This window comes from Undibacterium sp. TC4M20W (genome assembly GCF_049340245.1).
Classification (GTDB): Bacteria; Pseudomonadota; Gammaproteobacteria; order Burkholderiales; family Burkholderiaceae_D; genus Undibacterium.
In genome coordinates this window covers 296,832-309,720 of the sequence record NZ_JBMPPI010000003.1, presented here as the reverse complement: position 1 = coordinate 309,720, position 12,889 = coordinate 296,832, and the positions used below count along the sequence as shown (strand labels likewise).

Below are 12,889 nucleotides of genomic sequence, written 5' to 3'. Positions count from 1 at the left end.
CAATTTGCCTCGCCCCCGGTGAATGAGTTTATTTCTTTGCGTACTGTGTTTTTCCAAACAAAACTTCTCTTGCCTTGTCATTATTTTCCAGCGGTTTGCGCAAGTCAGCCAATACTTGCACGCCGCGTTGTACTGCAGGGCGCTGGCTGATGGCATCAAACCAACGCTTGGCATTTGGGAATTCTGCCCAGTCTACACCCTGATTGGCAAATGAACGTGTCCATGGGAAAGTCGCTATATCGGCGATGCCATATTTCTCTCCTGCCAGATAAGTGGTTTTCTCCAGCTGTTTATCGATGACGCCGTAGATGCGCTTTGTTTCGTTGGTATAGCGGTCAACGGCATAGGCTATTTTTTCAGGCGCATAGATGCGGAAGTGGTGGGCTTGACCCAGCATGGGGCCAACACTGCCCATCTGGAACATCAGCCATTGCAGCGCTTCATATTTCTCCCTGTCGGTTTTCCCAAGGAATAAACCCGTTTTACCTGCCAGGTATATCAGTATCGCGCCTGATTCAAACAAGGCGATAGGTTTGCCGTCAGGGCCATCTGCATCAACGATGGCAGGAATCTTATTATTTGGTGATATCGCCAGGAAATCGGCTTTGAATTGATCACCAGCGCCAATATCAACTGGAATGGCGCGGTAAGGTAGGCCGCATTCTTCCAGCATGATGTGTACTTTGTGTCCGTTTGGTGTCGGCCAGGAATAAACGTCTATCATTGCTTCCCTCTTTAATGGGTTGATGAAAACAGCAAGTATCCATTATGCATAGATTCATGCATTTGCGCTTTAATCCAAAATAAAAGTGCTGCACCTGTATCTGACATGTTGCATGAACGGCTTATACTTCGGCTTTATATTTCGCGCCCGTCAAGCAAATAGATGATATGAAAAAAACTGCACTGCCTGCTTTATTTGCCCTGCATATTGCCGTTTTTTTATTCGGTGCTGCAGGTGTGCTTGGCAAGTCGCTGGCCGTCAGTTCTTTAATGCTGGTATTTGGACGTACCTTGTTTGCCGCCCTTTGCCTGATACCTGTATTGGCATATCAGCGACAATTGCATGTTCGAGATGTTTCAAAGAGTGTCGTCCTTTGCGGTTTTCTACTGGCTATACACTGGCTGACTTTTTTTGCCTCACTCGATTTTGCGCCAGTTGCTTTTGGCTTGATGGGCTTTGCAAGTTTCCCTCTATTTGTGGCATTGCTGGAGCCGTGGTTTTTTAAAGAGCCAAGAAGGACGCAGGACGCCTGGGCTGCCTTGTTCGTTGTATTGGGCATGGTAGTGATGGTTAGTGGCACTTCTTGGGGGAATGGTGCACTCCTTGCTTTGGGGCTGGGGATATTATCCGGCTTCAGTTTTGCTTTGCTGGCGATGGTAAATCGCTGGCAGGGTAGCCATATCCCTCCATTTAAATTGGCCTTTCTGCAAAATGCTGTGGCAGCTTTTTTGCTTTTGCCTTTCGTATTATTGACAGGTGACCTAGCAGGCAACACCACACAAACCTGGTCGGGATTGATATTGCTGGGGGTGGTGTTTACCGCTTTATCTCATGGTTTATTCATGTTCAGCCTGCGGTATTTATCGACCAGTTTTGCCAGTATCATGACTTCACTGGAACCAGTGTATGGCATGTTGCTGGCATTCCTGTTTTTGCGGGAAACACCGGGAATGCTCGAATTAACCGGCGCTTTCATCATCATGGCAGCCACCGCTTATGCCAGCTATCGGCACCAGGCACACTAGTTTGTTGACCGTCCAGGTCTGCCCCTGTCTTTTCCGTTAAGCCCATCATTTGTGTCTTTTTTGCATCTGTCTTGATTTTGCATAGAAGTAGATAAAATGGTCTAGACAAAATGATCTAGACCATATAATCTACATCTTAATCAATTATCTACAAGAGCACGATATGGGCAAAATCATTTCACGTAAACCGACGACTGCCGAGCTGGATTTGTTGCGCCTGATGTGGCAACTGGGACCATCAACTGTCAAGGATGTACATCAGGCAGCGGTGCAGGACAGGCCGGAGTTGTCTTATGCAACCATATTGCGGCTCATGCAGGTCATGCATACCAAAGGGTTGCTCAGCAGGGACGAAACCCAGCGTTCGCATGTCTATGCTGCGGCTCAGGCACAAGATTCTCTACAGACGAATCTCTTGAAAGATTTGATCCACAAGGCTTTTTCAGGCTCAGCCAAAGATTTGGTGATGGCAGCCCTGCGTGGCCATGTCAGTAAAGAAGAGCGCGAAGAAATTCAGAAATTGCTGAATGAGGAAAAAAAATGAGCCCATTTTTCCAACACCTCGTCACTGCCTTGGGCTGGGCTTTGTTGCATTTTATCTGGCAAGGTCTGTTGATCGCCTTGCTGATGGCTGTGTCCTTGTATTGTATTGGTTCTACCCAGATAAGAACACGTTATGCAGTTGCCTATATTGCCTTGCTTGCCTGCATTAGCCTTCCTGCCAGAGAGTTTTTCCTGAGGATCGATGGGGCTCATGTCAGTAAAGGAATCTATGTGGTGGATGAAGTTCTTGTTTACTTAAGGTTTGATACTTCATCGGCGTGGATAGGGATTTTTGCATGGGTAGAAATACATTTGAGCGATATGGTGGGAGCATGGCTCATCTGTGTCGCCGCTTTGGCAATACGCCTGTGCATGGGCTTACTCTGGATTTCTGCCTATACCCACCCTCATCGCAGCACATCCAATTCACTATGGCAGTCGCGCATTGATCAAATGAGCGAAAAATTTCTCATCCGCAGCAAGGTGATATTCAGGGTAGTTGATGATCTGAAGGGGCCAGTTACTGTCGGCATAGCCCGCCCCATGATACTCCTGCCCAGCGCAATGCTTGCGGGCATGCCAGTTGATTTGCTGGAAATGCTGGTGGCGCATGAGATGGCGCACATCAAACGGCATGACTATTTACTGAATTTGATTCAATCGCTGATAGAAATCATCTTGTTTTACCACCCGGCAGTGTGGTGGATATCGAGGCACATTCGTAATAACAGAGAAGAAATTGCGGATGATCTAGCCGCAAGAGTTACAGGCGAACCGCGGCGTCTTGCTCTTGCACTTTTTGAATTGGCCAATTTCCAATTCATAACCCCTCAACTGGCCCAGGCGGCCCATGGAGGAAATCTTATGTCCCGTATCAAACGGCTTGTTAAACCTGAAGTAAGAACCCTGAACTGGAAAGCCGCATTCCTTATTCTTGGCCTGGTATCAAGTTCCTTGACCTTGTTTGCTCATGCCAATGTATCGTTTCCAAATGCTACAAAAGAAACTGGCACTGCGAAAGATGCCAGCACTGCAAAAATGCTTTACCGGGATGATGATAAGAAAGGTGATAAAAGACCCGTCATTGATTTTGCCAAATGTCGTCCCATGTATCCCAAAGAATCCATGGAGAAAAAAGAATCCGGAACGGTATATATGTCAGTACTGGTTGGGGCACATGGTGACATACTGAATACTAAAGTAGATCGTTCCTCCGGTTACCGGATCCTGGACAGTGCGGTGGTAGCTGCATTGAGAAGCTGCAAGGAAAAAGCGATACCAGGCAAAATCAATGGCGAGTATGCGCAAATCTGGACGAAAGTGCAGTTTGTCTGGAAATTAGAGTAAGCATGTTTTACTGGTGGCAGACTGCCTGCCACCAGCTTTTAATTGGGACATTGTCAGCATATCCCTTCACACATATCAACGGAAGTGCTTCGGTGACTTGCCAGCAGACATTACCGGGCTGGATGTTGAATTGAAGTCTTTCAAGGCTGATACAGACGAGATCTCGGGTCTATTAGATACATAATCCAGTGAAAGGCCAGTGCCAGGCATCAATGTATGCGATAAATCTATCGTGAGCGAGTCGTTTTTTGCCGGTTGCATTGATGTGCAAAAGAATCCCCTAATTGTATTAACATGACCATGCTTTAAAAAATACCAGAAAATCATTTATGCAATTAACCCATTTTACTGACCTGGGACTACGCGTGCTCATGTATCTGAGTCACAAAGACAGACCAGAGCCTGTGACAATCAGTGAGATTGCCAGTAAATTCTCCATTTCCCGTAATCATCTGGTCAAGGTGGTGCATTTTCTTGCGCAAAAAGGCTGGATTATCACGACCAGAGGGAAGGGCGGCGGCATGGCACTGGCGCAAGACATAAAGTCTTATCGGCTGGGTAGCATTATTCGCGCGCTCGAAGGTAGAGATGCCTTGATAGACTGCGCCGCTCCTCCTTGTGTACTGCGTGGCAATTGCCAGCTTAAATCTTTGCTCGACGAGGCATTGCGGGTGTTTTACACGACGCTAGATCAATACACGCTACAAGACGCTGTCGGCGGCCAGACGCAGGAAGCAATCATCATGTTGCATCAATCTGGTTTTATCGATAGTGCAAAATTCAAGCATCTTCCTTAAATACCCTGGTAACGGACAAGCTATTTGCTCGGGCGATATACCATCTCTTTCGTCATTGAATCTTGCATTGCTTATTCCTTATTATTGTTTTTTAAAAAATGCTAATATGCTTACAAGGTCATGTAATAAGACCATCTGGCACGTAGGCATCATGTTTTTGCAAACAAGATAGTTTCTTGGCAAGAAATAGCTACGGCTGTGAAAGCGCCAATATGAGCATTTAGCTAATGCCAGGAGTTCAGATGACAGTGTCCCAGATGCAAGCCCGCATTTTGATCGTCGATGATGAAACCGCACACATGCAGGCCCTGTGTGATTTATTGCGCGACCATAACTATGAAACTACAGGTTTTGCCAATGGCATCGAAGCACTTGCACATCTTCGCAACCATACATTTGATTTATTGCTGACAGACTTGATGATGCCTGATCTTGATGGCATCGCTATGGTCGAGTCCGCCCGCAAGATCGATAGTGACCTCGCATGCATAGTAATGACAGGCGAGGGCAGCATCTCATCCGCAGTCAAGGCGATGAAAGTAGGCGCACTTGACTACATTATCAAGCCATTCAAGATTTCAGCTATATTACCGGTGCTGGTACGTGCCATGGAGACGCGCCAACTGCGCATGGCAAATGCCAGACTCGAACAGCAACTACGCGAACATACTGCCGAACTGGTGATTTTGAATCAGGACCTTGAACAGGCCAGGATGCAGGCAGAAATTGCAAATCGTGCAAAATCGACTTTTTTGTCGAACATGAGCCATGAATTGCGCACACCTTTGAATGCTATACTTGGTTTTGCACAGATTCTGGCATCTGATCATCTGCAAACCAGTCTTGAAGAGAAAAAAGAATTCGCCAAGCATATAGAAGAAGCCGGCAGCCACTTATTAGCCTTGATTAATGAAATTCTTGATCTGGCAAAAGTAGAGTCCGGCGCAATGAAATTATCTGCAGAAGTCATCACTCTTGATGAGGTATTCGCAGAGTGTAAAACAATGATAGATCCGCTGGCCCAGAAGCGTGGAATTAATGTCGCTTTTGCAGAAAACACTTGTCTGCATGTGAATGCAGACCGCATTCGACTCAAGCAGGTATTGATTAATCTACTATCGAATGCCATCAAATATAACCGGCAAAGCGGCACTGTCAGCGTTGCCGCCTATCTGGAAGATGAGGTTCATGTCTGTATTCAAGTCACAGATACTGGTGTAGGGCTCAGTTCGGTTCAATTGGAAACCATTTTCCAGCCGTTTAACCGTCTCGGGCGGGAAGTATTCAATGAAGAAGGAACGGGCATCGGTCTTTCCTTGGTCAAGCATCTTGTCGAAGCCATGGACGGCAGCATAGGCATTAATAGCCAGGTAGGTGCTGGCAGTACATTTTGGGTCAGATTCCCCGGTTCTGCTGCCGACAGTCAGTACCGTAAGCCAGACATCAAAACGATGGTTTATGAAACGGTGCAAGGCGAGAGATCAAGTGCACAGAAATGTCTGTTGTATGTGGAAGACAATCCTACCAATTTGAGGCTGGTAGCTGAATTGATACGGCTGCGCTCTGATCTGGTTTTGTTAACGGCGACTGATGGCTTGTTAGGCATAGAGCAGGCACGATCACATTTGCCAGACGTCATTTTGATGGATATCAATTTACCTGGTATAGACGGTATAGAAACCATGCGGTTTTTGCAGAGTGACCCAAGGACTGCGCACATCCCGGTCATTGCTGTGACGGCAAATGCAATGCCTGCGGATCTTGAAAGCGGGAAAGCAGCTGGTTTTTTTTCTTACATCACCAAACCCATCAATATTGAAGAGTTTGGATTGGCTGTGGACAAAGCGCTTGAGTTCGTTGCAAATAAATCCCCTATTTAAAGCATCAGCATCGTCATGCTGATGAACACTTTTTAGTGTTTGACATCAGAAAGGATGGCCATGGAGCAGACATCAGGAAATAGCCTTGCGCACATAGACCGGTGGCAAAAGAACAGACAAAAAGCGTTCAAAACCATCCCGCCAGAAGGCAAAGTAGTGAAATACCTGGGAAAAGAATTTCTGGTTTTTCCTGAAACCTTCTGGCCATTCACAGACAGCCAGCCGCTGGTACAGAGTTTTAAGATCAAACCGGGTGAAAGCGTGCTCGATGTAGGTACTGGCTCCGGGGTGATTGCTATTTTTGCCTGTTATGGTGGTGCAAGCAAAGTGACGGCGGTCGATATTAATCCTGCCGCTATTAAAAGTGCCAAACACAATGCGAAGCTGCATGGTTTTGACAAACTTATGAAAGTCAAAAAATCCAACTTGTTTCAGGCACTTGAAGGTGAGCAGTTTGATGTTATTACCGCTAATCTGCCATTTCGCAACAAGCCCGCACACGATGTAGTCGCGAGTTCGCAATGGGATACTGATTTCAAGACGAATACGCAATTTTTTGCGGAAGTTGGCAAATACCTCAAACCAGAAGGTCGTATTTATTTTTCTCAATCCAATTTTGGTGCCATTGATGAGATCAAGGCATTGGCAAAAGCTGCCGGTTTGACTGTCAGAACACTGGCGAGCGCAGCGGCAGACAAGGCAGAAACAAAAAAATTCTATGCCTTTGTGATGAGGCGTGCAAAGCAGCCGGGTTAATGATGGACGTCATAGACGCTGTCAATGATTTGCGCCAGATAGCGCATACCGATCTCGCCGCGCGGGTCAAGAACGTGGCAGTTATCCTGACGTCGCCCAGATCAGGCTCCAGTCTGCTTAAAAGCGTGCTGTCATCGCACCCCGGGATTGCCTCACTTGACGGCGAAATGGAACCATTTCTTGCGCTGACGAGAAATGGTTTCTCCTTCAATGCAGATAGCGATGCTCTCCAGTCCATCGACAATCAAGACAGTTTGCTGGACAATATTTTTGATGACATGACTTTGCCCGCAGAGGGTGAGTCTGACTACGTATTTCTGAAAAACAGATGGCGAAAACGTCTGTTAATGCAATTTCCAGCCTTATTCTCTGAAGAGCGGGCCTATCACCAACTCTTGTATGACCTGGACGCGGTTTTTCGTCTGGCGACAGAAAAAAGGATACAGGGTGAAGCCGTGCTGCAAGATTTGGTGTTGTCGCGTGTGTTTAAAAGTGAAACCTGGAGACAGGATTATTACGACGGAAAAAAAAATCCTGCAGCCAGCCATTATTTTAATGAACCTTTCAAACTCGAAGAACCGCCATTCGTTATCCCTCGCCAGCACCGGCGACAGTTGGAATCTGCTAATGTTGAGCAAAAAGTTTTGCTATTCAAGACCCCCCCTGATGTTTACCGGATAGGCATGTATGAGCAGCTATTTCCGAATGCCAGGATCAGGTATCTGCATCTGACCAGGGGTTATGCGCAATCAGTGAACGGTTTAATGGATGGATGGTTGTCGCCAGTTGCTTTTTTTTCACGCGATCTGCAGCGCCTGGGGCTTGATTTATCGATCAGGGGCTATTCCGATACTGTCAGCTTTGGCAAGCGCTGGTGGAAATTTGATTTGCCGCCGAACTGGCAAGAATATAGGCGTGCCAATCTGGAAGAAGTTTGTCTGAATCAATGGTTGTCTGCGCATCAGGCCATTATTGCCAGCCAGGTTTCCTCTCTGTCTGTTTCATTTGAAGAATTTTTATCCAGCCCCGCCGCAGTCATGCAAAAAATCACTTCTTACCTGGATTTGCCAGAGATGCGGAGTTTACCTGTATTCGCAGTGACGATGGCGACAGAAGCACCTAAAATCCGGCGCTGGCATAAGCGTGAAACCAGTTTGCTGCGTATGGGCGAAAGAAAGGAAGTGCAAATGATGATGGATACCTTGGCTTATTCCATGAATCCTGAAACCTGGCTATGAATAAGCATTTACTCATTCCATTTCTGACCGGACAAAGAAGGGATGGTCTTGGCCGCGTCAATGATGTCAGTGCTCATCCCTGGGAAATAGTAAATATTCCTGAATTCAAAGAAACTGCTATTACTGATGCGAATGAAAAGTTGCGCAGGATGGGACATATTTATGCAAATCTTGCCAACCGTGTCCAGCAAATCACTGAGCAAGGTGACCGGGCAGTCTGCATTGCTGGCGACTGTTTTTCTTCTATAGCCGTAGTCACGGGGCTGCAAAAAGCGGGCAGGCAGCCTGACCGCATATTGTGGCTGGACGCGCATGGCGATTTCCACACCTGGGGAACTACGCAAACCAAATATCTGGGCGGTATGCCCCTGGCCATCCTGGTTGGGCGGCATGACAGGCGCAAAAATGAGCGTGATGCCATTGGCTCTTTTTTTCAGGCAGTTGGTGCCAAGGCGTATCCGGAAGAACAAATCATTCTGTCTGATGCCCGGGACCTCGATCCTGGGGAAAAGGAATCTTTGGAAAGTTCAAAAATACGGACTTGCAAAATTGAAGAGATCAGCAAATATCTATCGCTGGATGAAAACATTTATTTGCATTTTGATACCGATGTGATTGATGACAGGCCAGAAATGCCTGCACTTAAATATCATGTCCGGCAGGGGCCATCTCATGCACAGATATTGGCACTTTTTTCTGTATTGCGACAATTCAAAATTGTCGCAGTGTCTGTTTCTGCCTGGCACGAAGAACAAGACCTGGATAATAAAACCGCTATTGCTTGCTTAAATTTACTTGAAGAACTAGAATAAAAAACAATGTTTCATCATTGCATGATGTGATGCAAGTTGCAATGCAAGCAGCAACACAAAATAAATGCTTGTACCACTCTTGAATGTTCGGCGCAGCTCTCACGCTTGTCTTATATATTGTTGCATGAGTTGGTAAGGTGGATTGAAAAGAGGAAAGCGGCATGGCAGGCATAAAGCTCGGGCAATTTTCTTACAAGTCAGTTCTCATCTGGCTTGCCTCTATGCTTGGTGCAATCCTTTTCTTGAGTTTGATTTATGTCTGGCTCATCCGCGCACCGGTGTCCAAAGTACCGCTGGAACAAGTCATCATCGCTACCAATACTGAATATGTAGGCACCTGTTCCATCACAGCAGCCCGGGAGAGGGGTTACTTCGCCAAAGAAGGTATTGTTGTACTCATACAGTCACACTCCAGTGGCAAAGCTGCCATGGAAGCTGTGGTTCAGGGGCAGGCACACCTCGGGACCGTAGCCGATATTCCTGTCATGTTTGCCGGGTTGGACCAAAGACCGGTTGCAGCGATAGCCACCATTTTTAAAACCGACAAAGACCATGGCATAGTCGGACGCCGTGACCGGGGCATACTGCAGCCTGCGGACCTCAAAGGCAAGCGGGTCGGCGTCACGCTTAGCACCTCAAGTCATTTCACCCTCAGCGCTTTTTTGAACCGCCAGAAACTGTCGGTCAAAGACGTGACCATGATTAATTACAAGCCCGAAGAATTTGCTGACGCGATAGAACGTGGCGAAGTCGATGCAGTCGCCACATGGGAGCCATTTCTGAATACCATGATGACCAGGCTAGGTGATAATGGCGTGGTTTTTTATGGCAAAGATGTATATGAAAGCCTGTACAACGTAGTTGGCATGCGCAGTTATATTTCTGCCGAGCCTGAAACCATCAACAAGGTATTGCGTGCACTTGATCAGGGAAGTAATTACTGCAATGAGATGCCTGACGCTGCCCGCATATTGCATGAGGCAGGCAAAAAGACCAATACCAAAGAACAAAGAACGGCATGGAATACCTATCGTTTTGAAATTGGTCTTGACCAGGGCTTATTGCTGGCACTGGAAGATCAGGCCAGGTGGGCAATCAAGAACAAGCTGACCAATAAAACTGAAGTACCAAATTACCTTGATTATATATATTTGGACGGCATGGAAAAAGTCAAACCATCGGCAGTGACCATCATTCATTGAGATTCCAAAGTGAAAATTTCAACCCGACTGAAATTTGCGGAATTAATATCTTTAGCCATCGTGGCAATGATTGTTGTCATCCTGTTGTCCACGACTTTGCAAATGAAGCGGGAAATCGCCAAAAATGAAGCAGCTGGCGAGTTATTGCAGGCGGTAACTTCTTTGCGCTATCTGACGCTGGAATATGCCTTGCGCCATGACGAACGCACCAAGGCTCAATGGCAATTGCGCAGTATTTCTTTGGCAAAGCGCCTGGCTGGACCTGAGGAATTTACCGAGCCAGCGGATAAAGAGGCAATAGCTGAATTGAGAGATGGCAATGAAAATATAGCGCAGCTTTTTGCTTTATTGGTAGGTAATCATCATGAGTTGATGAAGGAAAAAGACAAGGCCGAGATACTGGAGGAATTGGAATCCCGCTTATTGGGGCAAATCACCAATAAAACCCAGGCCATGATTTCTGATGCCTTGAGTTTGTCTGAACAAAGCCGTATCGGCGCATTAAACGCCCAGCAGCGGGCCTTTAATGCGGTGATTTTGTTTGGTGGCATAGTCGTATTGGTCGTGACTGTCACTATCTATATTACGCTGCGCAGTGTCAGCCGGCCTCTGGAAAAACTGCGTGAAGGCACGGCGATTGTCGGCGCAGGCAATCTTGATTTTTCCCTGCGGTTTGACAGTCAGGACGAAATAGGGGATTTGGCCCGCGCATTTGATGGGATGACAGAAAAACTCAAACTGACCACTGTCTCCCGTGATTCCCTGGTTGATATTAACGAAACCTTGCAGGCAGAAATCATAGAGCGTCAGCAAATCGAGAAAAAAGCACAGGCGCAGCTTGCCCGTTTGAATCTGCTGCATCAGATTACACGCTCCATAGGAGAGCGTCAGGATTTACGGAGTATCTTCCAGGTTGTCATCCGTAGCCTCGAAGACCATCTTCCTGTTGATTTCAGTTGCGTTTGCCTGTATGACCAAGGTAAAAATCAGTTGCAGGTCACCAGTGTTGGCTTGCACAGTGAGTCTTTGGCGCAACAATTATCCATGACCCAGAATACCCAGGTCTCTATTGATGAGAACGGCCTGTCGCGCTGTGTGCGTGGCCAACTGGTCTATGAAGCGGACATCAGTAAAGTCGATTTCCCTTTTCCACAAAGACTGGCTGCTGGCGGACTCAATGCCCTGGTCATGGCACCGCTGAGGGCAGAAAGTACCGTGTTTGGCGTGCTGGTTGTCGCCAAGCGCGAAGCCCATAGTTTTAATAGTGGTGAATGTGAGTTTTTAAGACAGTTGAGTGAGCATGTCGCTCTGGCTGCCAATCAGGCGCAACTTTATACTGCATTACAACAAGCTTATGATGACCTGCGCCAGACGCAGCAATCCATCATGCAACAAGAACGTCTGCGTGCGCTGGGGCAAATGGCCAGCGGTATAGCTCATGACATCAACAATGCAATCTCACCTGTTGCTCTCTACACTGAATCTTTACTCGAAACAGAAAAAAACCTGAGTGTAAAAGGCAGAAATTATCTGGAAGTCATTTCACGGGCAATTGATGACGTTGCCGCAACTGTTGCCAGGATGAGAGAATTTTATCGCCAGCGCGCACCACAATTATCTCTGTCGCCTGTCAATGTGAACAGCCTGGTGCAACAAGTCCTTGACCTGACCCGTGCCAGATGGAGCGACATGCCACAACAGCGAGGCATCGTCATCAATGTGCATACCGAACTCACACCAGATTTGCCGGACATCATGGGCGTGCATGGCGAAATACGGGAAGCGCTGACCAATCTGATTTTTAATGCTGTTGATGCGATGCCTGAAGGTGGGATACTCACTTTACGCACCAGTGTCGTTCAGGATTTGCTGGAATCGACTAAAGAAGTTATCTTGAAACAAGTCCACATTGAAGTCAGCGATTCAGGTGTAGGCATGTCTGACGATACTAGACGCAGATGTCTGGAGCCGTTCTTTACCACCAAAGGTGAGCGCGGAACCGGGCTGGGCCTGGCCATGGTATATGGCATGATAGAAAGACACAGCGCTCATATTAATATCCTGACCGAAGTTGGCAGGGGTACTACCATGCGCATGAGTTTTCTGGTACCCACGACTATCAGCCCGGTTGCCAGGACGCCAGCACCGGAGGCAGTGCCGACTCATAGACGCATACTTGTGGTCGATGATGATCCCATGGTATTAAAATCATTGCGTGACATATTGGAGATTGACGGCCATAGCGTACTCTCGGCTGATGGCGGTCAGGCCGGGATCAATGCATTTTCTGAGGCTCATGAAAGGGGAGATACTTTCGCCGTTGTCATCACCGATCTTGGTATGCCTTATATCGATGGCCGTAAACTGGCTAGCTCAATCAAGCAAGTGTCACCCACGACTCCCATCATCATGTTGACAGGTTGGGGACAGCGCCTGGTTGAAGATGGGGATTCCCCTTCACATGTGGATTGCGTACTCAGCAAACCACCAAAGCTATCGGAGCTGCGTGAGGCATTGAGGAAGATACTTTGATTTTTTGTAGTCTTAAGCCCGCTTCAAGCCTGA

At 47.2% G+C, this 12,889-nt stretch carries 11 protein-coding genes; 10 read left to right on the top strand and 1 reads right to left on the bottom strand.

Annotated features, from left to right (window positions below; translation table 11 throughout):
• Positions 1–28 precede the first annotated feature (28 nt).
• Entirely contained in the window at positions 29–724 is a 696-nt protein-coding gene (locus tag ACO0LL_RS05895; protein WP_422949952.1) for a glutathione binding-like protein, read from the bottom strand.
• Positions 725–891: 167 nt separating this feature from the next.
• Between ACO0LL_RS05895 and ACO0LL_RS05890 the strand changes: the two genes are divergently transcribed.
• The 10 genes from ACO0LL_RS05890 (at position 892) to ACO0LL_RS05845 (ending at position 12,856) form a co-directional block, all read left to right on the top strand.
• Entirely contained in the window at positions 892–1,749 is an 858-nt protein-coding gene (locus tag ACO0LL_RS05890) for a DMT family transporter (protein ID WP_422949951.1), read from the top strand.
• Positions 1,750–1,912: 163 nt separating this feature from the next.
• A complete protein-coding gene (locus tag ACO0LL_RS05885) occupies positions 1,913–2,293 on the top strand; it encodes a BlaI/MecI/CopY family transcriptional regulator (RefSeq protein ID WP_422949950.1) in 381 nt (126 codons plus the stop codon).
• On the top strand, positions 2,290–3,639 hold the full coding sequence (locus ACO0LL_RS05880; RefSeq protein WP_422949949.1) for a TonB family protein: 1,350 nt from the start codon (positions 2,290–2,292) through the stop codon (positions 3,637–3,639). The genes ACO0LL_RS05885 and ACO0LL_RS05880 overlap by 4 nt, the downstream gene beginning before the upstream one ends.
• A gap of 329 nt (positions 3,640–3,968) precedes the next feature.
• Positions 3,969–4,436: an RrF2 family transcriptional regulator gene (locus tag ACO0LL_RS05875; protein ID WP_422949948.1), complete on the top strand. Its 468-nt coding sequence runs from the start codon at positions 3,969–3,971 to the stop codon at positions 4,434–4,436.
• Between the two features lie 242 nt (positions 4,437–4,678).
• Positions 4,679–6,316 carry a response regulator gene (locus ACO0LL_RS05870; RefSeq protein ID WP_422949947.1) on the top strand — a complete coding sequence of 546 codons (1,638 nt, stop codon included), beginning with the start codon at positions 4,679–4,681 and terminating at the stop codon, positions 6,314–6,316.
• A gap of 60 nt (positions 6,317–6,376) precedes the next feature.
• The gene (locus ACO0LL_RS05865; RefSeq protein WP_422949946.1) at positions 6,377–7,072 is read left to right on the top strand and encodes a methyltransferase; all 696 of its coding nucleotides are present in this window, start codon (positions 6,377–6,379) and stop codon (positions 7,070–7,072) included.
• A gap of 2 nt (positions 7,073–7,074) precedes the next feature.
• A complete protein-coding gene (locus tag ACO0LL_RS05860; RefSeq protein ID WP_422949945.1) occupies positions 7,075–8,310 on the top strand; it encodes a sulfotransferase in 1,236 nt (411 codons plus the stop codon).
• Positions 8,307–9,122 carry an arginase family protein gene (locus ACO0LL_RS05855; protein WP_422949944.1) on the top strand — a complete coding sequence of 272 codons (816 nt, stop codon included), beginning with the start codon at positions 8,307–8,309 and terminating at the stop codon, positions 9,120–9,122. Before ACO0LL_RS05860 ends, ACO0LL_RS05855 begins: the two co-directional genes overlap by 4 nt.
• Positions 9,123–9,283: 161 nt before the next feature.
• A complete protein-coding gene (locus ACO0LL_RS05850; protein ID WP_422949943.1) occupies positions 9,284–10,324 on the top strand; it encodes an ABC transporter substrate-binding protein in 1,041 nt (346 codons plus the stop codon).
• A 66-nt stretch (positions 10,325–10,390) separates the two neighbouring features.
• Positions 10,391–12,856, top strand: coding sequence for a response regulator (locus ACO0LL_RS05845; RefSeq protein ID WP_422950016.1), 2,466 nt, complete (start codon positions 10,391–10,393; stop codon positions 12,854–12,856).
• The last annotated feature ends 33 nt before the right edge of the window (positions 12,857–12,889 follow it).